This window comes from Herbaspirillum aquaticum (assembly GCF_002213425.1).
Taxonomy (GTDB): Bacteria; Pseudomonadota; Gammaproteobacteria; order Burkholderiales; family Burkholderiaceae_D; genus Herbaspirillum; species Herbaspirillum aquaticum.
Map to the genome: position 1 here is coordinate 449,803 of NZ_NJGV01000002.1, position 21,505 is coordinate 471,307.

Consider the following 21,505-nt stretch of genomic DNA (forward strand, 5'->3'; position numbering starts at 1 on the left):
CGTTTTGCAACCATGATTTACCGGAGAGAGCATGATTCCGATCATCCCAGCCTCCATTGCCAGCCCGGGAGACGCCGCCGCGAGCCGCTCCTGCGAGGGCTGCTCGGAGGAGGGCGCGCTGGATATTGAATTCGAGTATGCCTACCAGCCCATCGTGCGGCTGTCCACGCGCTCGGTGTATGCCTACGAGGCGCTGGTGCGCGGCCCGCAGGGCGAGCCCGCGTACACGGTACTGGCCCAGGTCAATGACACCAACCGCTATCGTTTTGACCAAGCCTGCCGCACCAAGGCGGTAGAGGGCGCGGCGCGCCTGGGCATGACGGAGTTCTTGTCGATCAATTTCCTGCCCAATGCGGTGTATCGGCCGGAGGTCTGCATCCAGAGTACCTTCAAGGCGGCGCGCAAGTATGACTTCCCGATCGAACGCATCATCTTCGAGGTGACCGAAGGGGAGCGCGTCGACGACCGGCCGCACCTGGTGAACATTTTCCGGGAATACAGCCGTTTCGGTTTTCGTACCGCCATTGACGATTTCGGGGCCGGCTACGCGGGCCTGAACCTGCTGGCCGAATATCAACCCGATCTGGTCAAGATCGACATGGACCTGGTCCGCAACATCGACACCGACAAGCCGCGCCAGGCCATCGTGGCCGGCATCGCCGCCATCTGCAAGGAACTGGATATCGAGATCCTGGCCGAGGGCGTCGAGACCCGTGCCGAGCGCGATCACCTGGCCACACTGGGGATCGACCTGATGCAAGGTTACTGGTTTGCCAAGCCCGCTTTCCAGGCCTTGGCCATCGTGCCTGACCAAGCCTGGGATTGAGTGGGCCGGAAATAAGCGGTGAACCAGAAAGAAAAGCGGCATCCGTGGACGCCGCTTTTTTTTCGTTCTGCTAGACCTTACTCGGGGAAGCGCGCCAGTCGCTTGAAATCCTTGGGCGCCTGGTACTGCGCGGCATTCATCTGCATGGCCAGCAGCGTGTAATAGGCATTGATGCCGGTCAGGTCGACCACGCCCTTCTTGCCGAAGCGCTTTTCGGCACGTGCAAAGGTGGGGTCGGAGACGCGTTTGTTGCGATGTAGTTCGACCGAGAAGTCATAGACGATCTGTTCATCTTCGCTGAGTCCCTCCGGACGGCGGCCATCGGCGATGGCAGCAGCCACTTCCGGCTTGATGCCAGCCTTGATGGCGATCGGGTAATGCACGTACCACTCGTAGTCCTGGGTCCATTCGCGGGCCGTGATCAGGATCACCAGTTCGCTCAGGGTGTTGCCGATGGCCGAGTTGTAACGCAGGTAGTCGCCCATGGAGCGGGCCTGGGTCATCACTTGCGGGCTGTGCATCAAGGGTTCGAAGGGGCCGAATACCGGTACTTTGCGGGCCGCCAGGAATTCTTCGGCCGCCTTTTTCTGTTCCGGCGTGTACTGATCGGGCGGAATCACCGGCAGGCGGTCCGCAGCCTGGGCTGCGGCGGCCGTGAGCAAGGTGGAGGCAAGGGCGATGCGCAGGAATCGTTTCATGAAGGTCTCTGTCTCTGGATGTTGGTCTGGTTATGGGTGCCGGCACTGGCCCGCATGCAGCAGGTAGCAGGACGGCGGCTCAAGGATAGGGGAGCCGGGAAGGATTGTCTGCCCATCTCTTCACTTGGATGCTGCTGGATGTGAATGTCATACAACATCGGCACGTCCTTGCCGATTTCACTCCCATGCGCGCACATGGTGATTGGAGGCGAGCGCGGCTACAATCTGTGCCCAGTCCACCTGCAACGAGATCTTCCTGATGAATTTTCCTGCCGCTCTCCCGTGGCTGGCGATGACGCTGGCCCTGGCCGGCTGCGCCACCGAAGCCTATCGCGCAACAGAAAGCCAGTGCGCCCCGGCGGCCTATGCCCAATACCCCATCATCCAGCAGACCCGCATGGAAATGCGTACCCGCGCCATCCAGGTCCCCACCGGGCAGACGCGCTGCAGCTCGGTGGTCAACGGCAACCGGACCGATACGGTCTGCCAGGACATTTTCCGCACCGAATACCAGCAATATCCCGTCTACGTGACGGTCGACATCAACGAATATGGCCGCAACCAGGTCATCACCGCCTGTGCGCGCAGCCAGTGCCTGCGTACGCACGGCAATCCTGACTGCGAATGAATCATCATGGCGCCAATGCGGCCGGCTTCTTCGGCAGCAGGCGCTCCAGCATGGCGCGGTGATAGGGATCCTGGGATTCCACATAGCGCGCTGCCGAATGAATGTTCTTCCATCCCACGTATTCCATCAGGGCGCGCATCTCCCAGCCATTGGCGCTGGCCCAGCTGGCAAAGCCGCGGCGCAGCGAGTGCGAGCTGTAGAGATGGGTGTCGGCGATGCCGGCCGATTGCAGGATGCGCCGCAATAGCGGAATGATGCTGGCGGCATTGACCGCCTCCTCGCTGATGCGTCCCCAGCGATCGATGCCCCTGATCACCGGGCCGCTGCTCAGGCCGCTCACCGCCAGCCAATCCAGGTAGGGGTCGCCTCAGAAAACGGAAAATAAAGCACGCTAAGGCATAGCCAGGCTTGCGCCACCTTGTAGCGACGCAATCAACGGGCAAGAAACATTTCCCTGCCGCAGGTGGCAGGCACACACGAGTTCGGACAGCACCGACTCCATACGCGCCAGGTCGGCCATCTTCTCGCGCACGTCCTTGAGCTTGTGTTCCGCCAGGCTGCTTGCTTCTTCACAGTGCGTGCCATCGTCCAGCCGCAGCAGTTCTGCGATCTCATCCAGACTGAAGCCCAGCCGCTGGGCCGATTTCACGAACCGAACCCGCGTTACATCCGCCTCGCCATACCGGCGAATGCTGCCATAGGGCTTGTCCGGCTCAGGCAGCAATCCTTTGCGCTGATAGAACCGGATGGTCTCCACATTGACCCCGGCCGCCTTGGCAAAAACGCCAATGGTCAGATTCTCAAAAATAGTTTGCATATCGCTTGACTCCGTACATGACTACGGAAGTAAGGTTACGCTATCTAATTCAGATTCGAAAAGACAAGCGCATGTCTGAACCACAAAACGGGCGCGGCGCGCTCTTCGCCGGCGGGCTGGCCGCCATCCTCGCTTCAACGTGTTGCCTTGGGCCGCTGGTCCTGGTCGCCTTGGGATTCAGCGGGGCATGGATCGGCAACCTGACGGTGTTGGAGCCGTATCGACCAATCTTTATCGGTGCTGCGCTGGTGGCGCTGTTCTTCGCCTGGCGGCGCATCTTCCGACCGGCCGCAGCCTGCAAGCCGGGCGAGGTCTGCGCAATCCCACAGGTGCGAACCACCTACCAACTCATTTTTTGGATCGTGGCCGTGCTGGTTCTGGTCGCGCTCGGATTTCCCTACGTCATGCCATTTTTCTATTAATCACAGGAGTTCACCATGAAAAAGCTATTTGCCTCCCTCGCTCTCGTCGCCGTCGTTGCCCCCGTATGGGCCGCCACCCAAACCGTCAAGCTGTCGGTGCCTGGCATGACCTGCGCCGCCTGTCCGATCACGGTCAAGAAGGCGATTTCCAAGGTCGAAGGCGTCAGCAAAGTTGACGTGACCTTCGAGACACGCGAAGCGGTTGTCACCTTCGATGATGCCAAGACCAGCGTGCAGAAGCTGACCAAGGCCACCGAAGACGCGGGCTATCCATCCAGCGTCAAGCAGTGAGCCGCTGAACCGGGAGCGACATCATGGGCTTGATGACACGCATTGCCGATAAAACCGGCGCACTCGGCAGCGTCGTTTCCGCGATGGGCTGCGCGGCCTGTTTCCCGGCCCTCGCCAGTTTCGGCGCGGCCATCGGACTAGGCTTCCTGAGCCAGTACGAGGGCCTGTTCATCAGCCGGCTGCTGCCGCTGTTCGCCGTGATCGCGTTCGTGGCGAACGCGCTTGGCTGGCTCAGTCATCGGCAATGGCACCGCAGCCTGCTCGGCATGATCGGCCCGGCCATCGTGTTCGCGGCAACGGTCTGGCTTCTCGGCAACTGGTGGACAGCGAACTTGATGTACGTCGGTCTGGCCTTGATGGTCGGGGTGTCGATCTGGGATTTTGTCTCGCCGGCACATCGCCGCTGCGGGCCGGATGGCTGCGAACTGCCAGCGCAACGTGGCTGACGGCAACGGCCGTCGCCGACCACAGAAAAGGAAAAATGCATGACCACCCTCAAAATCACCGGCATGACCTGCGACTCGTGCGCGGTGCACGTCAAGGAAGCCCTGGAGAAAGTGCCCGGCGTACAGTCGGCCGTCGTGTCTTACGCCAAGGGCGCAGCCCAGCTCGACCTTGACCCCGGCACCGCATCCGACGCGCTGACGGCCGCCGTAGCCAGACTCGGCTACCAGGCGACGCTTGCCGATGCCACGCCGACGGACAACCGCACCGGGCTGCTCGATAAGGTGCGCGGCTGGATGGGAGCCGCCGACAAGCGCAGCGACGGCGAACGCCCGTTGCATGTTGCCGTGATCGGCAGCGGCGGGTCCGCGATGGCGGCAGCACTGAAGGCCGTCGAGCAAGGTGCGCACGTCACGCTGATCGAGCGCGGCACCATCGGCGGCACCTGCGTCAACGTCGGTTGCGTGCCGTCCAAGATCATGATTCGCGCCGCTCACATCGCCCATTTACGCCGGGAAAGCCCATTCGACGGCGGTATCACCGCGACTGTGCCTGCGATTAATCGCAGCAAACTACTGGCCCAGCAGCAGGCCCGTGTCGAAGAACTCCGCCATGCCAAGTACGAAGGCATCCTGGACGGCAACCCGGCCATCACCGTTCTGCACGGTGATGCGCGTTTCAAGGATAACCAGAGTATTGCCGTCCATTTGAACGATGGCGGCGAGCGCGTGGTGGCTTTCGACCGCTGCCTGGTCGCCACGGGCGCAAGCCCGTCCGTGCCGCCGATTCCGGGCTTGAAAGAGTCCCCTTACTGGACTTCGACCGAAGCGCTGGTCAGCGACACCATTCCCGAACGTCTGGCCGTGATCGGATCGTCGGTGGTGGCGCTGGAACTGGCGCAAGCCTTCGCCCGGCTGGGTAGCCAGGTGACGATCCTGGCGCGCAGTACGCTGTTCTTCCGCGAAGACCCGGCCATCGGCGAGGCCATCACCGCGGCCTTCCGTGCCGAAGGGATCAAGGTGCTGGAACACACGCAAGCCAGCCAGGTCGCCCATGTGGACGGTGAATTCGTACTGACTACGGGGCTCGGTGAACTGCGCGCCGACAAGCTGCTGGTCGCTACCGGGCGGACACCGAACACGCGCAGCCTGGCGCTGGACGCGGCGGGGGTCGCCATCAATGCGCAGGGGGCCATCGTCATCGACAAGGGCATGCGCACCAGTACGCCACACATTTATGCGGCTGGCGACTGCACCGACCAGCCGCAGTTTGTCTATGTCGCGGCAGCGGCCGGCACCCGTGCGGCGATCAACATGACGGGCGGAGACGCGGCCATCGACCTGACCGCGATGCCGGCCGTGGTGTTCACCGATCCGCAAGTGGCGACCGTGGGCTACAGCGAAGCGGAAGCGCATCACGACGGAATCGAGACCGATAGCCGCACTTTGACCTTGGACAACGTGCCTCGTGCGCTTGCCAACTTCGACACACGCGGCTTTATCAAGCTGGTCGTCGAGGAAGGTAGCGGACGGCTTATTGGCGTGCAGGCGGTGGCCCCGGAAGCGGGCGAACTGATCCAGACGGCGGTGCTCGCCATCCGTAACCGAATGACGGTGCAGGAACTGGCCGACCAGTTGTTCCCCTACCTGACGATGGTCGAGGGATTGAAGCTCGCGGCGCAGACCTTCAGCAAGGACGTGAAGCAGCTTTCGTGCTGCGCCGGATGAGGAAAAGGAGGTGTTCAATGAACGCCTACACGGTGTCCCGGCTGGCCCTTGATGCCGGGGTGAGCGTGCATATCGTGCGCGACTATCTGCTGCGCGGATTGCTGCGCCCGGTGGCGTGCACCCCAGGCGGCTACGGCCTGTTCGACGATGCCGCCTTGCAACGGCTGTGCTTCGTGCGGGCTGCCTTCGAAGCGGGCATCGGCCTGGATGCGCTGGCGCGGCTGTGCCGGGCGCTGGATGCTGCGGACGCCGACGAAGCGGCCACGCAGCTTGCCGTGCTGCGCCAGTTCGTCGAACGTCGGCGCGAAGTGCTGGCCGATCTGGAAGTGCAGTTGGCCGCCCTGCCGAGCGCGCCGGCACAGCACGTAGCGAGTCTGCCATGAACAGCCCCGAGCGCTTGCCGACCGAGGCACACAAACCGTTCGCCGGCTACCTGTGGGGCGCGCTGGCCGTGCTTACCTGTCCCTGCCATTTGCCGATTCTCGCGGCTGTACTCGCCGGCACGACAGCCGGGGCATTCATCGGGGAGCACTGGGGCATCGCGGCCCTCGCGCTGACTGGCTTGTTTGTCCTGTCTGTGGCTCGGCTGTTGCGGGCCTTCAGAGGTCGATCATGAGCGCCTCCCAACCCAGTGAATGGACAGCGGCGCAACTGGCGCAGGCGGTCAAGCGCGGGCAGCTCGAATTGCGTTACCAGCCGATTGTCGATTTGCGCAGTGGCCAGATTGTCGGCGCGGAAGCCCTGTTGCGCTGGCGTCACCCGGCGCTCGGACTGTTGCCGCCGGGCCAGTTCCTGCCCGTAGTCGAATCGTCTGGCCTGATGCCGAAAATCGGCGCTTGGGTGCTGGGCGCAGCCTGCCGCCAGATGCGTGACTGGCTGCCGCTGCAATGGCGGCCTTTCCGCCTGGCCGTCAATGTTTCGGCGAGCCAGGTGGGGCCGGATTTCGACAAGTGGGTTAAGGGCGTGCTGGCCAATGCGCAGTTGTCCGCCGAGTATCTGGAGATTGAGCTGACCGAATCGGTCGCCTTCGGCGATCCGGCCTTGTTCGCCACCTTCGATATCTTGCGCGACATCGGCGTGCGTTTCGCCGCCGACGACTTCGGGATAGGCTATTCCTGTCTGCAACATTTGAAATGCTGCCCGATTACCACGCTCAAGATCGACCAGTCGTTCGTCGCGGGAATCGCCGATGACGCCCGTGACCGGACTATCGTGCGGACGGTGATCCAGCTCGCGCACGGGCTGGACATGGAGGTTGTGGCCGAGGGCGTGGAAACGGCGGCGAGCCTTGATCTGTTGCGGCAAGCCGGCTGCGAGGCGGTGCAGGGCTTCCTGTTTGCCAAGCCTATGCCGGCGGCGGCATTCGCCGCCTTCGTTAAGCGATGGAGGGGTGTCACCATGAACGTCAACGAACCGACTGCCACCTGCTGCGTGTGCTGCAAGGAAATTCCGCTCGATGCTGCCTTCACCCCGGAAGGCGCGGAATACGTCGAGCACTTTTGTGGACTCGATTGTTATGAACGCTTTCAGGCCCCGAGCTAAAACCGTAGCCGAACCAGTTACTACATCAGCCGCCGGCGGCCCAATTCCGTCAGGCTGAAGCATACCCTATCCTGATGTCAGGACAGGTCATATCGAAACGTCAGAATAGAGCTAATTTTTGCATTTCTTGACACCTGCGGCGAAAGGTCATAGATTTCTTCCTGACACTTTCGTGTTTGGAGGCATCATGCAGGGTCAACGCATCGGCTATGTCCGGGTCAGCAGCTTCGACCAGAACCCGGAACGGCAACTGGAGCATGTCGAAGTCGGCAGGATATTCACCGACAAGGCGTCGGGCAAGGACACCCAGCGGCCTGAACTCGATTCGTTGCTGGCCTTCGTGCGCGAAGGCGACACCGTGGTGGTTCACAGCATGGATCGGCTGGCGCGCAACCTCGATGATTTGCGCCGCCTTGTGCAAAAGCTGACCAAACGCGGCGTGCGCATCGAGTTCGTCAAGGAGAGTCTGATCTTCACCGGCGAGGATTCGCCGATGGCGAACCTGATGCTGTCGGTGATGGGGGCGTTCGCCGAATTCGAGCGGGCCTTGATCCGCGAGCGGCAGCGAGAAGGCATCGCGCTCGCTAAACAGCGCGGAGCCTATCGGGGCCGCAAAAAGGCATTGTCGCCCGAACAGGTCGCCGAGCTGCGGCAGCGGGCCGCTGCCGGCGAGCAGAAGGCGAAGCTGGCACGTGAATTTGGTGTCAGCCGGGAGACCCTGTATCAATACTTGAGATTGGATCAATAGCTATGCCTCGTCGCTCTATCCTGTCCGCCACCGAGCGGGAAAGCCTGCTTGCGTTGCCGGACACCAAGGACGACCTGATTCGACATTACACATTCAACGAAGCCGACCTCTCCATCATCCGGCAGCGGCGCGGGCCAGCCAACCGGCTGGGCTTCGCCGTGCAACTTTGCTACCTGCGCTTTCCCGGCATCATTCTTGGCGTCGATCAGCCGCCGTTCCAGCCGTTGTTGAAACTGGTCGCTGACCAACTCAAGGTCGGCGTCGAAAGCTGGGACGACTACGGGCAGCGGGAGCAGACCCGACGCGAGCACCTGATGGAGCTGCAAACGGTGTTCGGCTTCCAGCCCTTCACCATGAGCCACTACCGGCAGGCCGTACACACGCTGACCGAGTTGGCGATGCAGACCGACAAGGGCATCGTGCTGGCTAATGCCTTGATCGAACATCTGCGGCGGCAATCCATCATTCTGCCCGCGCTCAATGCCATCGAGCGCGCCAGCTCCGAGGCGATCACCCGCGCCAACCGGCGTATCTACGAAGCCCTGTCCGAACCGTTGTCGAACAGGCACCGGCATTGCCTCGACGGCCTGCTTAAACGCCGCGACAACGGCAAGACGACCTGGCTGGCCTGGTTGCGCCAGTCGCCCGCCAAACCGAACTCCCGGCACATGCTCGAACACATTGAGCGCCTCAAGGCCTGGCAGGCACTCGACCTGCCGACCGGCATCGAGCGGCTGGTGCACCAAAACCGTCTGCTCAAGATCGCCCGCGAGGGTGGTCAAATGACGCCCGCCGACCTGGCCAAGTTCGAGCCGCAGCGGCGCTACGCCACCCTTGTCGCGTTGGCCATCGAGGGCATGGCCACCGTCACCGATGAAATCATCGACCTGCACGACCGTATCCTAGGCAAGCTGTTCAACGCCGCCAAGAACAAGCATCAGCAGCAGTTCCAGGCATCCGGCAAGGCCATCAACGCCAAGGTGCGCCTGTTCGGGCGCATCGGCCAGGCGCTGATCGATGCCAAGCAGTCGGGTCGCGACCCGTTCGCGGCCATCGAGGCCGTCATGTCCTGGGACGCCTTCGCCGAGAGCGTCACGGAGGCGCAGAAGCTCGCACAGCCCGATGACTTCGACTTCCTGCACCGTATTGGCGAGAGCTACGCCACTTTGCGCCGCTACGCGCCCGAATTCCTCGACGTGCTCAAGCTGCGGGCCGCGCCGGCCGCCAAGGACGTGCTGGACGCCATTGACATACTCCGCAGCATGAATACCGATAACGCCCGCAAAGTGCCCGCCGACGCGCCGACCGATTTCATCAAGCCGCGCTGGCAGAAGCTGGTGATGACTGACACCGGCATTGACCGGCGCTACTATGAGCTGTGCGCGCTATCGGAGCTGAAGAACTCGCTGCGCTCGGGCGACATCTGGGTGCAGGGGTCGCGCCAGTTCAAGGACTTCGAGGACTACTTGGTGCCGCCCGCGAAATTTGCCAGTCTCAAGCAGTCCAGCGAATTGCCGCTGGCCGTGGCCACCGACTGCGACCAGTACCTGCACGACCGGCTGACGCTGCTGGAAGCGCAGCTTGCCACGGTCAACCGCATGGCAGCGGCGAACGACCTGCCGGATGCGATCATCACCCAGTCGGGCCTGAAGATCACGCCGCTGGATGCGGCGGTGCCCGACACCGCGCAGGCGTTGATCGACCAGACAGCCATGATCCTGCCACACGTCAAGATCACCGAACTTCTGCTCGAAGTCGATGAGTGGACGGACTTCACCCGCCATTTCACGCACCTGAAATCGGGCGACCTGTCCAAGGACAAAAACCTGCTGTTGACCACCATCCTGGCCGACGCAATCAACCTGGGCCTGACCAAGATGGCCGAGTCCTGCCCCGGCACGACCTACGCCAAGCTCGCCTGGCTGCAAGCCTGGCATACCCGCGACGAAACCTATTCGACGGCGCTGGCCGAGCTGGTGAACGCCCAGTTCCGGCATCCGTTCGCCGAGCATTGGGGCGACGGCACCACGTCATCGTCGGACGGCCAGAACTTCCGAACCGGCAGCAAGGCCGAGAGTACCGGGCACATCAACCCGAAATACGGCAGCAGCCCAGGACGGACGTTCTACACCCACATCTCCGACCAATACGCGCCGTTCCACACCAAGGTGGTCAATGTTGGCGTGCGCGACTCGACCTATGTACTCGACGGCCTGCTGTACCACGAGTCCGACCTGCGTATCGAGGAGCACTACACCGACACGGCGGGCTTCACCGATCACGTCTTTGCCCTCATGCACCTGCTGGGCTTCCGCTTTGCGCCGCGCATCCGCGACTTGGGCGACACCAAGCTATTCATTCCCAAGGGTGAAACCAGTTACGACGCACTCAAGCCGATGATTAGCAGCGACAAGTTGAATATCAAGGCTATCCGTGCCCATTGGGACGAAATCCTGCGCCTAGCCACCTCAATCAAGCAGGGCACGGTGACGGCCTCGCTGATGCTCAGGAAGCTCGGCAGTTACCCACGTCAGAACGGTCTGGCCGTGGCGCTGCGCGAGCTGGGGCGCATCGAGCGCACGCTGTTTATCCTCGACTGGCTGCAAAGCGTGGAACTGCGCCGACGTGTCCATGCCGGACTCAACAAGGGCGAGGCGCGCAACGCGCTGGCCCGCGCCGTATTCTTCAACCGGCTGGGCGAAATCCGCGACCGTAGCTTCGAGCAGCAGCGCTACCGTGCCAGTGGTCTCAACCTGGTGACGGCGGCTGTCGTGCTGTGGAACACGGTCTACCTGGAGCGCGCAGCGCATGCTTTGCGTGGCAACGGTCATGCCGTCGATGAGGCGCTGTTGCAGTACCTGTCGCCACTCGGATGGGAACACATCAACCTGACCGGCGATTACCTCTGGCGCAGCAGCGCCAAGATCGGCGCGGGCAAGTTCAGGCCGCTACGACCGTTGCAACCGGCTTAGCGTGCTTTATTTTCCGTTTTCTGAGGCGACCCCAGGTAAGCCGCCACCGGGCACAGCCGCGACAGCGCGGGCGTTTTGTAGGTGCTGCCCTTGAGGCTGCGGTCGGTCTTGGTGCGTGGCAGGTGGATGCGCATGCCTTCACCGGGCACTGCCTCGATCCGCCCGATCTCCAGCCGCGCCAGTTCATCGCTGCGAAAGCCTCGCCAAAATCCGATCAGCAGCAAGGCCTTGTCCCGTGTATGGCGCAGCAGGTCGCCAAAACGCGCCTGCTGGCGGGCCAGTTCGCGCTGCTGGTCCAGGTAAGCGACGGTTTGCTCCAGGGCTTCCAGTTGCAGCGGTTTGGCGCGCTTTTCCGCGGCGGGATGCAATTCCTGGATGCCACGCAGCATCTTGCGCACCACGGGCGCCTTGGTCGGATCGGGGAAGCCCTGGTCCACATGCCATTGGCCCAAGGCCGAAATGCGCTGCTTGAGTGTGTTGTGTGCCAGCTTGCCCGCGTGATCGGCGAGATAGCGCACCAGGCTGTCGGCCGTGGCCGGCAGGAAGCCACCCCATTCCACTTCGAAATGCCGGACCGCCGATCGATAGCTGCGGCGCGTGTTGTCACGCGTGGCGGCGTGCAGGTAGTCGTCAATTTCAAGGCGGGGCTGGTCGGGAGGCATGGGGCTATTACAGGTAGGGGAGCGGAGATTGGGGGGTGTTTGGCTGATCAGATTGGATAATCATCCAATATCCTATCTTAAAATATCGCAATCAGCTAAAAATAAATCTGTATTTATATTACGTAATTACGTATTATGTAATACATCATCAAATATCAGGTTGGAGCCATGGCACGCACCGGACTTTACAAATCGGAAGTGAAAAAAGCGCGTGATTCCCTGCTGGCAGTGGGCCGCCATCCTTCGGTGGACGCTGTTCGCGTGGAATTGGGCAATACCGGCTCCAAGACCACGATCCACAAATACCTGAAGGAACTGGAAGAAGAGGAGGGGGCTGCAGGCCAGCCGCGCAGCATCAGCGATGCCTTGCAGGACCTGGTGGCCCGTCTTGCTGCGCAGTTGCAGGAAGAGGCCGACGCCCGGGTCAGTGCCGTACGCGCCGACGCCGAGGCCGCGATCAGCCGCATGACCCAGGAGCTGGAGAACCTGAAAACCGCCCACGGCGAACAGGGCCTGCGCCTGGATCACACGCAAAAAGCCCTGATCGCAGAGCGTGCCGCGCATGAGCGGACCCGGGACGAGCGCCAGGAACAAAGCGCCATGTCACGCACGTTGGAAGTGAAGCTCAATTCCCTGCAGGAACGTCTCGACGAAAACGAACGACACCGCCAGTCCCTGGAAGAAAAACACCAGCACGCCCGCGACGCGCTGGAACACTATCGCAGTGCCGCCAAGGACCAGCGCGACCAGGACCAGCGGCGCCACGAACAGCAGCTCCAAGGGCTGCAGGCCGAGCTGCGCCAGTTGCGGCAGGAGGCTGTGATTCGCCAGGAGGACATCACCCGCCTGAACCAGGAAGGCGTACGCCTGATCGCCGAGTTGTCGCATGCGCGCCAGGCGATGGCCGAGCATCAAACGCTGGCAGCCCGTCGCGAACAGCAGATGGAAGCCTTGCAGCAGGTGGCGTCAGCCAAGCTCGTGCTGGAAGCCCAGCTGGCCGCAAGAGATGAGGCATTGGCCGCGTTGCAGTGCCAGCTCGGCAAGGCCGAAGAAGACGCCGCCACCGCGCGCCAGCAATGGCAGCAGGGTGAACGGGAACTGGCAGCGGTGCGCGCCAGGCTGGAAACGCATGAGGCGCTGCTGCAGGAGTGGCGCAGCCGGAACGAAGAGAAGCAAGAAAAAACGAATGGCGAAGGCGAGCCGGAAGCACCGGACCCTGCCCAATCCTGAGACAGGGCAGGGGAGACGCTCACCTGCCCATGACTGCGGGGCTCATGCAGCCCGCCATGCCAGCGATGAAGCTTCATGCAAAAAGCTGATAGCCTGGGCGCCGATTACTGGCTGTCCAAGCGCACCGACTTGTATGCCTTTGTTGCCAATATCCGCGCCAGCGATATGGCCAACACCGGTGGTCTGGGTGATGTGACCGGCAACGCCGTTACCGGAAATGCCGATGCAAGCCAGAACCTGGTGGCACTGGGTATCCGTCACAAGTTCTAAGCGGCGCAGACCTGCCTCTTCCGGTACATCCGGTATGAAGGCGTAGCACCACAAGGCTCGCATGCAATCCATGCGGGCCTTTTGTTCTATTGCTTCGCTCACCCCGGCACAGAGGCGACGCCATGGGCTCTCGCTGCGTCAAATACGGGCATTCTGACTTCATCATCAGACTGGCATCCTGTACACTCCAACGACCGCTGAAATCAACCAGTAGCCCCGCCCCGCAATGTCCGGCAAGCCAGAGGTCAAGATATCGCACAACGCTCAGCAATAAGGATGGACGATGAATTTTCTAATCGTCGAAGATAACAAGCGCGTCGCGCATTTCGTGAAAAAGGGGCTTAAGGAGGCAGGCCATACCTTCGAGCATGCCGACAATGGCCGCGATGGCATGCTGCTAGCTTCCAGCGGGAATTACGATGCCATCATCATGGACAGAATGTTGCCAGGCGGAATAGACGGTGTCGGCATCATCGATGCCTTACGCAAAACAGGGAACAGCGTTCCCATCCTGATCTTGAGCGCCATGGCCTCGGTTGATGATCGGATCCATGGGTTGCAAGCAGGTGGTGACGATTATCTGGTGAAACCTTTTGCACTGGGTGAATTGCTTGCACGTCTGGATGCACTAGTTCGCCGCTCGCGAGAGCGCGAGGTGCAGACCTATCTCGTCGTCGGTGATTTACAGCTCGATATTCTGGCCCGTCAGGTTTCCCGTTCAGGTCAATCTTTGTCATTGCTGCCCACCGAATTCCGGCTCCTGGAATATCTGATGCGCCATGTGAACCAGGTCGTCACGCGCGCCATGCTGCTTCAACACGTCTGGAACTACGATTTCGATCCCCAGACCAACGTAATTGATGTGCATATCAGTAAGCTGCGTCAGAAGATCGGGGACGATACCAAGCCCTCAATGCTCAAAACCATCCGGAACTCGGGCTATATGCTGACCGACGCGACCCGATGAAGAAATACCTCACGCTCTCCGCACGCACGATCGCGATCAGCTATGCAACCTTCAGCCTCCTGGTACTAGCCTGTTTTTCCTTTGCTCTGTGGTTCGCATGGCAGCAGTTCGTTGAGGAGGACTGGCACCATATTCTGCATGCAGACAGCCAGCGGCTGCAGCGCGTCTACGAAAAGCAAGGTATTGATGCCTTGGTGCGCGACATCAACATTCGTATCGGTACGAAAGCTGGCGGCGAGGAAGACCTCGTGTTGCTCACCGATTCCTCCGAGAACAAGCTGGCCGGAAATCTTCCCGACTGGCCATCCGAGATCGGTCATGCCGAGGGAAGCGGGCGCTTCGTCGTCGACGTCGATGGGCAAGAAATCCGTATTCTTGCCAATCATGTCATCCTAGATTCGCGCTACCACCTGATCGTGGCCCACAACATCGACAAATATCGGCTGCTGGAAAATATGTTTCTTTACGGCCTGTGCGGATCGGCCATATTCATTACCGCCTTGGGTATAGCCGGAGGCTTGCTGGTGCGGCGTAGCCTCCTAAACAGAGTGAATGACATCAACCGCGCCGCTGCCGCCATCATGCAGGGAGATTTTTCCCATCGCTTGCCGCACCATGGCGGCGACGATGAAATCGCCACCCTCATTGCGACGGAGAATCGGATGCTAGCTCAGATTGAGCAATTGATGGATGGCGTCAAGAACGTCTCAAATTCGATCGCACATGATCTCCGCACCCCGTTGGCTGAGCTACGCTCGCGCCTGGAGGATGTGCTGCATCACCGTCCAAGTCCGGAACAGGTATTCATCGAAGTCGATGGTGCGATTTCGGATGTGGATCGCGTTATCAATATCTTCAATGCACTGCTACGACTGGCGGAAATAGATAGCGGGGCGCGCCGCTCCGGATTCTTCATGATGGACATAACGGCAGTCGCCAATGACGTCGTTGGGTTCTATCTTCCCCTGGCACAGGCACAGGACAAGACCCTGACCATGATTTCATCTACGCCAGCCGTCATTTTGGGAGACCCGGTGCTGGTCGCGCAGGCAGTCGGAAACCTCGTCGACAATGCACTGAAATACAGTCCAACTGGAACGTCGATAGAGTTATCGTCAAGCATCCGGGATGACGGTTCGGTGATCCTCAAAGTGAAGGATAACGGTCCCGGAATGCCGGTTGGCGAAATCCCCAATGCCGCCCGACGCTTCTACCGCGGCGATGCCAGCCGTGGCACGCCAGGCGCCGGGCTCGGTCTGAGCCTGGTTGCCGCTATCGCTAAGCTGCATGACGGTAGCCTGGAGTTAGCCCCGGCTCATCCCGGACTACGCGCTACGTTGCGATTCAAGACCTCCGTCAACAATGACGCCTGATAGCCATCGGGTGACGATGCCAGCCTGTCGATTGAGCAATAGCCGCCAAACCAGACCAATGCCCGGGCGTATCCCGGGCATTTGGTAGCGACACTCGGAAAGCTATTCAGTTCACCAAAGTTGCGCGGCACCGTCTTGCTATCAAACCTGCCAGTGAACAAGGCGGCCCCGACAATCCCGATCAATGCTCCTGCGATCACCGCCGAGATGGTATGTGCGTCCAGCGCCACCCGAGCGAACATCGTCAACAAAACAATCGGCCCCAGGTAGAACAAGTGTTTCCACCCGTAACGGCGGCCTACGAAATAGGCAGCGCATGCTGCCATTGACGAGTGTCCGGATGGCATGTTGTGGCGGCCGCCGTTGGGACGTTCACCCAGTCGAGTCTCATCGACGACGACTGAATCCAATGCGCGTTTCAGTCCATGCGTCAGCGCGGTCGAGCCAAAGGCGATATAGATGTTTTGCATGACGCCGACTGGATCACGCAGGATGATCGGCAAGCCGATCTGCGCAGCGGTATTGATGAACCGCCCATACTCCTCAACGCCGATCACGATTGGATGCTCGCTGGGCGCGTCGTCCCGGTACGATTCCAGATCGGAGGGAAATGGTGCCACTAGGGCGATGCCCAACATACAGACCAGAATCAGCTTCCACGGCCGTTCAATTTGTCGCCAGGCTTTTTCTGCGATGAATTTGATGTTCACTGCTTATCTCCTTCTTGCGCGAAGACATTCAAATCCGGCTTGAACACGGGGCTGCGCATTCCGAGTGCCCCCATCACGCTGTGAAATACATTGGCTTGCGAGAAGTCCCCGCTGATATGCCGGGCGCCGCCGCTCACAGACGTTTCGGAGTTCCAGACGATGAGAGGAATCGCCTTCTGCTCTTCGGGCGCAATGGTCCAAGGGGTTCCGTGTAGATACAGCTTGTATTCGCCCAGCGACTCGCCGTGATCCGACACGTAAATCAACGACGAGGAATAACTCTTCAAACGCTTCAACATGTCGATGCTCTGAGCCACCACAAAGTCTGAATAAAGAATGCTGTTGTCATAGGCATTCACAAGCTCTTCCCGCGAGCATTGGTGCAATTGGACCGACTTGCAGACCGGCTTGAAGACCTCGAAACGTGCTGGATAGCGCGTGTTATATGCAGGTCCGTGACTACCAGCCAGGTGCAGAACAACCAGCACCTGCTTCTGCTTTGTATCAGCGATGCGCTGCTCAAGATCACGTAGCAGGCCTTCATCGAAGCCGCATTCGTCGCCGGAGCAATTCCCGGGAATCTGTTCAAGCCGCTGCAGGCTGCGGACCTGCATGGGAGGTTCGCCGCCATTGTGGGATCGCCAAATCACGTCCACACCATTTCGTTGGAGATAGCTGGTCATGGGCTCCGTTGCGTTATAAGACTTGTCCGGCGACAAGATGCATTCGATTGCAGCAGTCGTATAAGTGGCGCATGCGTAAGTCGGCTGCAGCACCGTCACTCCGGCCTGTTCCAGCTCTGGATTGGTCTTGCGGGCATATCCATAGAGCGAGAAATTTTGCGCACGTGCAGACTCACCTATCACCAGGACGACCAGCTTCGGCTTACCTCCGCTCCCACTCGCTTCTGCCGGCGGCAACAAGCGGCGTTCAGGCGGTGCCATGCCAGCCGCGAGATAGCGGCCGCCGTTGATCAGATAGGACCAGGGCATCACCAAGGCTCCCAACTGTTTGGCGTGCCTGTCGATCCATAACCAAGTCGGCGAAACAGCGTAGAGCCAGCCGACCGCACACAGGCAGACGAACAACGGAACCGCCACACGTCCGAACGCACAGACCGGGCGGATCCTGGTTCGGTGCAGTAGCCAGCATGGAAAGATGCCCAAAATCGCCACGTAGATCAGTACCATTGGGTGAAACAGTGCCAGTGCTTCGGCGGCATCGGTGTTGAAGACGTTGCCCATCATGGTCTTGTCCAGCACGATGCCGTAGGTCACCGAAAAATACAGGGCGATCGCGTTGGAAATGGCCATGGCCATGAACAATGGCTTGATCGTGCGCACAGAAATAGCGGCTAACGCACCGGCAATGGCGGCGGTCAAGCAGAACACAAACACAAACAGCGTTAATAAGGTCCACAGTGCATTGGCCGACGGCATGTCTAAGTTGTCGATGCCAAACAGGTAGAGTGGTACGTGGTAGACAAGTGCATTGACCAATGAACACGTCATGATCATGGCCGTGCTGCCAAGGCGCCAAGGCTTACGCCTCGACAGCGGCATCAGCGCGCGACTTTTTTTACGAAACATGGTGACCACGAAGTTCCCAGGAAAAGAAGCATGGCGCACCGGCAATTTGCTACGGGCTGGGCCATACAGATAATTACTCTGCTGGGACAGAACAAAGCCTGTCCCAGCAAGTCGCTTACAACACCTTCTTGAGCGATTGATACTCGCCGTTGGTCTTGATGGTCACGGTCACGTCGCTGGTCCCACGATTGCGCCAGAACCAACCATGGTTGCCGTCGAACGCTGCGACCAGTTCACCCGCGTCGCTGCCTACCTGACGCCCCTTGCCGTAGCCGTGGTAGCCGCCAGGTGCTCCGGCAACCGGGTCGCCGTGCGTATCGTGATTGACCAGGCCGCCGTTGACTTTCCAGCTATAGGTGACCTTGGCCCCCTTGTTCATTGCCATCTTCACCTCGCTGCCTTGACCGGGCTTCAGGGTTACGGTCATCTCGTCGGAGCGCATGCCTGCTGCAGACTTGGCAGTGGAAGCTACGGGGGTTTCTACGGGCGCGGGTGCCTGGACGACAGCTGGTACAGGCACAACCGGCGCCGGGACCGGCGCAGTCTGCTTTTGTGCGTCGGCAAGCTTGTCTGCCGCTGCCTCCGCTGCGAGGGAGGTCTTGATCTTGCCCATTTCCGTCAAACCGAGGCGTGCTCCTACGCCAGTGGGGTCAATGCCATATTCGGCAGGAAGGACAACGGCGACCAGCAGGGCCGCAGCCACGGCAACGGCGATGGTGGTCGAACGCAAGAGTTGCTGGGAGCTGGGGAGCTCGGCACGTTTTGGAAGATCAGAGTTGTACATTTTGGTATCCTTTAGTTGGCGAAATAACCAGTCAGTTGATAGCCGATCAACATGAAGCCGGCGGTCATCATGGCGACATTGGCGGTGTAAGCGTGGCGGAAGAAACTGGACGTACGACGCCAGTAGGTCATAACGATCAGGATGGACGCGAGTGCCAACAGTTGGCCGACTTCCACACCGATGTTGAAAGCAAGAAGATTGGGAATGAGTCCATCTCGCGAGATCTCGTATTCCTGGACCTTGGTGGCCAGACCGAATCCGTGGAACAGACCAAATATCAGGGTCGCCACTTTGGTGTTTGGCTGGAAGCCAAACCAACGCTGGAAGGCACCTACGTTGTCCAGCGCCTTATAGACCACCGACAAGCCGATGATGGCGTCAATCAGATAGCCGTCAATGCTGGTTCCGAAATACACACCCGCCAGCATCGTGGTCGAGTGGCCGACGGCAAACAGGCTGACGTACAGACCGATATCCTTGGCTTTGTAAAGGAAGAAGATGACGCCAAACAAGAATAGGATGTGGTCATAACCGGTAAACATGTGCTTCGCTCCCAAGTAGAGGAAGGACATGAAATGCACGCCGGTAATTTCCTGGATATAGCCCTTGTCGCCTTCGGCGATGCCGTGCGCGAGCGCCACACCGGTAGCCAACGCATATAGCGCACATAAGAGGAAAGCAGCAAGGACAATCCGGACGAAACGATGGCTTCTTCCGGATATTGATCGACGAGGCGAGACTACGCCTGCCGAGTGAGGCGATAAGAACACGAATTTCTCCTTTTCAGACAGTGAGCGGCCACCGTCCGGTGGCCGGACAAATCAAACTGCCAAAGGAGCTTTGGGAGGGCGTTCTAGTGGGAGTGGAGCCCGTGATCCCTGCGGAACCAAGGGCGCCATCTCCCAGAAAGGAGAGAAGGAAAAAGCTGCTACCCTCGCGGACGGCGGCAACGGGACATCGTGGCTGTGATCGGCTGGATCGTGCTGATGCGAATGTTCAGCGCCAACCTCATGCCCGGTCTCCAGCATTCCATAGTCATCGCCTGCCTCAACGTGCATGGCCGCGTCGACGACACTCGAGCCTCCTGGCAGCGTGAGCTCATGGGAGCTCGACGCAGCACCGACCAGCTGCAATCCCAGCATGCAGCACAGCACCAGTACAGCTACCAGGCGGTCAACAAAGGAGAAAAGCGCTTTGATCAATGGTTTGTATAGCTCGGTTGAACGGGAATTTCAGGTCTGCGCAAGTCTGGGCCTGCTCCGCAGCAGATCGGTCTGTATTTCAGAGCGGCGCGACCATCTCCAGACGGTGAATCTTCATTTTCATCTCGCTGCGTTCCAGGAACTTTGTTTCCGGGGATACGGAAAAAAAGCTTTCCGTCAGCTGGTATTGAATATGAGTGTCCTGACTGCCACGTACGCTGATCTGACGATCCTGAACATTCTCGGTCGCTATTGTGACCACGTGCTCCCCTCCGCCGATCTTCACTCGGGCAAAGGTCATCGGGCCCAATTCGGCGACCTGCTTGCCATCCACAAACACGCGTGATGCCACGCTGCGTTGTTGGGCATACGGCCGCGCAACATAGAGATAGGAATACCCCGCCTCAGCAGGGCTCATCATCTTGGCATCACTGCTAACGACAGCATCCGCACGGGAAACGGCAACACATTGTGCCGACTGCTGCAATATGACGCAGGGCTGTCGATTGCTTGCAGTCGAAGAACAGGCTACGCTCGCGAGACAAGCTCCCCTAATCAACAGATAATTCCTCAATCGGATCAAGACCCGACAATCAACATTCATTGTGAGCATTTTCACATCTCCTTCCTGCTAAATAGATAAACCGCAGAACCCAATTCAGGCGGAATCAGCATACCGGCCAACTCCGGAGCTTCCGTCATCTCGAAGTTCTCTTGCTCAGCATAGGCAGCCCAGTTGCCGCTGGCCACTTGATATTTGCTTCCGATCATGACGTAGAGTTGCACGCTGGAGGCCCGAAATATTTGGCGCTCGAAAGGATTTCCCGCCGGCGGCCACGAACACACCACCACCTCCGGCGCATACCTCGCAACGGCAGATGCGGCATCACACTTCAGTACGTCGGCCGGATACCTTATCCGGTGACTCCAGCTGTAGTCATCTGTGGCCGTCACCATCACTCCACATTGCGTGAGGAAACGAGCCAGAGTGCCATCTCCTGCTCCTACTTCGAGCGCCTTTCTCTGGCCGATCAGCGTTGCAAGAGCGCCAACGAATTCGCGACTGTAAAAACAGTAAATTCCTCGGGACGATACCAGCGGCATCAGGAGCTCTCTCTGGCCCAGCAAGGGCCAAACCAACCTGAACAGCCGCAGACTTACCATCTTGCGTTGCAGCCCACCGGAGAACAGTAGCCGCTGGGCAAGCCAGCCATTCCACCATCTGAAGCGCGCCTTTCCTCCTGTACTTCCACTGGCCAGCGACAAACTGTAGCCTTTCACGGCCAAGCAAATCATCTGGTATCGAACTTGCCCATATGCCGCTTGCTGCATGGCTTTTTCCATCGTCTCTTGCCGAAAGCCCTTGCGCTGCCGCGGCCACTCCGGCGGCTTTTCCGTCAACCGCTTCAAATCTTCGGGACTACCTGTCTTGATCACATCATCCAACTGGCGCTGGGCAATTTCCCATTGCTCCGGAAACTCCTCGCAGAGCTCCGTCAGTTTGGGCCTGGTCGCCAACCAACGGGCGATATCCTGTGGCGTCCTCATCATCTATAGACGTGAACATCCCTGCCTGGCCGCCTGCCAAGCATTCCGCCGATCA

General features: G+C 59.9%; 25 protein-coding genes and 1 pseudogene. 16 read left to right on the top strand and 10 right to left on the bottom strand.

Going from position 1 to position 21,505, the window contains the following annotated elements; translation table 11 throughout:
• Positions 1–31 precede the first annotated feature (31 nt).
• Positions 32–826, top strand: coding sequence for an EAL domain-containing protein (locus tag CEJ45_RS04385; RefSeq protein WP_088753981.1), 795 nt, complete (start codon positions 32–34; stop codon positions 824–826).
• Positions 827–903: 77 nt separating this feature from the next.
• On the opposite strand, the gene CEJ45_RS04390 is transcribed toward CEJ45_RS04385, so the two are convergent.
• Positions 904–1,524, bottom strand: coding sequence for a carboxymuconolactone decarboxylase family protein (locus tag CEJ45_RS04390; RefSeq protein ID WP_088753982.1), 621 nt, complete (start codon positions 1,522–1,524; stop codon positions 904–906).
• 259 nt (positions 1,525–1,783) lie between these two features.
• Between CEJ45_RS04390 and CEJ45_RS04395 the strand changes: the two genes are divergently transcribed.
• Entirely contained in the window at positions 1,784–2,152 is a 369-nt protein-coding gene (locus CEJ45_RS04395) for a hypothetical protein (RefSeq protein WP_088753983.1), read from the top strand.
• 4 nt (positions 2,153–2,156) lie between these two features.
• Here CEJ45_RS04395 and CEJ45_RS04400 read toward each other — a convergent pair whose 3' ends face one another.
• Complete coding sequence (locus CEJ45_RS04400; protein ID WP_158214893.1) at positions 2,157–2,492, bottom strand: tyrosine-type recombinase/integrase; 336 nt, start codon at positions 2,490–2,492, stop codon at positions 2,157–2,159.
• Positions 2,493–2,543: 51 nt separating this feature from the next.
• Positions 2,544–2,969: an Hg(II)-responsive transcriptional regulator gene (gene merR, locus CEJ45_RS04405; protein ID WP_088753985.1), complete on the bottom strand. Its 426-nt coding sequence runs from the start codon at positions 2,967–2,969 to the stop codon at positions 2,544–2,546.
• A 71-nt stretch (positions 2,970–3,040) separates the two neighbouring features.
• On the opposite strand from merR, the gene merT reads away from it, so the two are divergent.
• From merT to CEJ45_RS04450, 9 genes are all read left to right on the top strand, one after another.
• Positions 3,041–3,391 carry a mercuric ion transporter MerT gene (gene merT, locus CEJ45_RS04410; protein ID WP_088753986.1) on the top strand — a complete coding sequence of 117 codons (351 nt, stop codon included), beginning with the start codon at positions 3,041–3,043 and terminating at the stop codon, positions 3,389–3,391.
• 15 nt (positions 3,392–3,406) lie between these two features.
• Positions 3,407–3,682, top strand: a complete 276-nt coding sequence (merP, locus tag CEJ45_RS04415; RefSeq protein ID WP_088753987.1) for a mercury resistance system periplasmic binding protein MerP — start codon at positions 3,407–3,409, stop codon at positions 3,680–3,682.
• 23 nt (positions 3,683–3,705) lie between these two features.
• Positions 3,706–4,128 carry an organomercurial transporter MerC gene (gene merC / locus CEJ45_RS04420; protein WP_088753988.1) on the top strand — a complete coding sequence of 141 codons (423 nt, stop codon included), beginning with the start codon at positions 3,706–3,708 and terminating at the stop codon, positions 4,126–4,128.
• A 39-nt stretch (positions 4,129–4,167) separates the two neighbouring features.
• Entirely contained in the window at positions 4,168–5,853 is a 1,686-nt protein-coding gene (gene merA / locus CEJ45_RS04425) for a mercury(II) reductase (protein ID WP_088753989.1), read from the top strand.
• Between the two features lie 17 nt (positions 5,854–5,870).
• The gene (gene merD / locus CEJ45_RS04430; RefSeq protein WP_088753990.1) at positions 5,871–6,236 is read left to right on the top strand and encodes a mercury resistance co-regulator MerD; all 366 of its coding nucleotides are present in this window, start codon (positions 5,871–5,873) and stop codon (positions 6,234–6,236) included.
• Positions 6,233–6,469: a broad-spectrum mercury transporter MerE gene (gene merE, locus CEJ45_RS04435; RefSeq protein ID WP_088753991.1), complete on the top strand. Its 237-nt coding sequence runs from the start codon at positions 6,233–6,235 to the stop codon at positions 6,467–6,469. Before merD ends, merE begins: the two co-directional genes overlap by 4 nt.
• Entirely contained in the window at positions 6,466–7,395 is a 930-nt protein-coding gene (locus CEJ45_RS04440) for a DUF3330 domain-containing protein (protein ID WP_088753992.1), read from the top strand. The genes merE and CEJ45_RS04440 overlap by 4 nt, the downstream gene beginning before the upstream one ends.
• Positions 7,396–7,582: 187 nt before the next feature.
• The gene (locus CEJ45_RS04445) at positions 7,583–8,143 is read left to right on the top strand and encodes a recombinase family protein (RefSeq protein WP_088753993.1); all 561 of its coding nucleotides are present in this window, start codon (positions 7,583–7,585) and stop codon (positions 8,141–8,143) included.
• A gap of 2 nt (positions 8,144–8,145) precedes the next feature.
• Positions 8,146–11,115, top strand: coding sequence for a Tn3 family transposase (locus CEJ45_RS04450; protein WP_088753994.1), 2,970 nt, complete (start codon positions 8,146–8,148; stop codon positions 11,113–11,115).
• On the opposite strand, the gene CEJ45_RS04455 is transcribed toward CEJ45_RS04450, so the two are convergent.
• Positions 11,112–11,777: a site-specific integrase gene (locus CEJ45_RS04455; RefSeq protein ID WP_088753995.1), complete on the bottom strand. Its 666-nt coding sequence runs from the start codon at positions 11,775–11,777 to the stop codon at positions 11,112–11,114. The two genes, CEJ45_RS04450 and CEJ45_RS04455, sit on opposite strands and share 4 nt — an antisense overlap.
• A gap of 168 nt (positions 11,778–11,945) precedes the next feature.
• Here CEJ45_RS04455 and CEJ45_RS04460 point away from each other — a divergent pair, with 168 nt between their 5' ends.
• From CEJ45_RS04460 to CEJ45_RS04475, 4 genes and pseudogenes are all read left to right on the top strand, one after another.
• Positions 11,946–13,007 carry a DNA-binding protein gene (locus CEJ45_RS04460; protein ID WP_088753996.1) on the top strand — a complete coding sequence of 354 codons (1,062 nt, stop codon included), beginning with the start codon at positions 11,946–11,948 and terminating at the stop codon, positions 13,005–13,007.
• A gap of 90 nt (positions 13,008–13,097) precedes the next feature.
• Positions 13,098–13,277: pseudogene (locus tag CEJ45_RS04465) on the top strand (porin); the annotation flags it as partial.
• A 283-nt stretch (positions 13,278–13,560) separates the two neighbouring features.
• The gene (locus CEJ45_RS04470; protein ID WP_088753997.1) at positions 13,561–14,244 is read left to right on the top strand and encodes a response regulator transcription factor; all 684 of its coding nucleotides are present in this window, start codon (positions 13,561–13,563) and stop codon (positions 14,242–14,244) included.
• On the top strand, positions 14,241–15,617 hold the full coding sequence (locus tag CEJ45_RS04475) for a HAMP domain-containing sensor histidine kinase (protein WP_088753998.1): 1,377 nt from the start codon (positions 14,241–14,243) through the stop codon (positions 15,615–15,617). Before CEJ45_RS04470 ends, CEJ45_RS04475 begins: the two co-directional genes overlap by 4 nt.
• On the opposite strand, the gene lpxE is transcribed toward CEJ45_RS04475, so the two are convergent.
• From lpxE to CEJ45_RS04495, 4 genes are all read right to left on the bottom strand, one after another.
• Entirely contained in the window at positions 15,560–16,327 is a 768-nt protein-coding gene (lpxE, locus tag CEJ45_RS04480) for a lipid A 1-phosphatase LpxE (protein WP_088753999.1), read from the bottom strand. The genes CEJ45_RS04475 and lpxE overlap by 58 nt on opposite strands.
• Positions 16,324–17,916: a sulfatase-like hydrolase/transferase gene (locus CEJ45_RS04485; protein WP_088754000.1), complete on the bottom strand. Its 1,593-nt coding sequence runs from the start codon at positions 17,914–17,916 to the stop codon at positions 16,324–16,326. The genes lpxE and CEJ45_RS04485 overlap by 4 nt, the downstream gene beginning before the upstream one ends.
• A 115-nt stretch (positions 17,917–18,031) precedes the next feature.
• On the bottom strand, positions 18,032–18,700 hold the full coding sequence (locus tag CEJ45_RS04490) for a transmembrane anchor protein (RefSeq protein ID WP_088754001.1): 669 nt from the start codon (positions 18,698–18,700) through the stop codon (positions 18,032–18,034).
• Positions 18,701–18,711: 11 nt separating this feature from the next.
• Positions 18,712–19,392 carry a HupE/UreJ family protein gene (locus CEJ45_RS04495; protein ID WP_240733929.1) on the bottom strand — a complete coding sequence of 227 codons (681 nt, stop codon included), beginning with the start codon at positions 19,390–19,392 and terminating at the stop codon, positions 18,712–18,714.
• 267 nt (positions 19,393–19,659) lie between these two features.
• Here CEJ45_RS04495 and CEJ45_RS04500 point away from each other — a divergent pair, with 267 nt between their 5' ends.
• A complete protein-coding gene (locus CEJ45_RS04500) occupies positions 19,660–19,914 on the top strand; it encodes a hypothetical protein (protein ID WP_134223375.1) in 255 nt (84 codons plus the stop codon).
• 67 nt (positions 19,915–19,981) lie between these two features.
• Here the strand turns inward: CEJ45_RS04500 and CEJ45_RS04505 are convergent, their stop codons facing one another.
• Positions 19,982–20,521, bottom strand: coding sequence for a hypothetical protein (locus CEJ45_RS04505; RefSeq protein WP_141106955.1), 540 nt, complete (start codon positions 20,519–20,521; stop codon positions 19,982–19,984).
• Entirely contained in the window at positions 20,518–21,453 is a 936-nt protein-coding gene (locus tag CEJ45_RS04510) for a hypothetical protein (protein WP_088754004.1), read from the bottom strand. Before CEJ45_RS04510 ends, CEJ45_RS04505 begins: the two co-directional genes overlap by 4 nt.
• Positions 21,454–21,505: the final 52 nt, after the last annotated feature.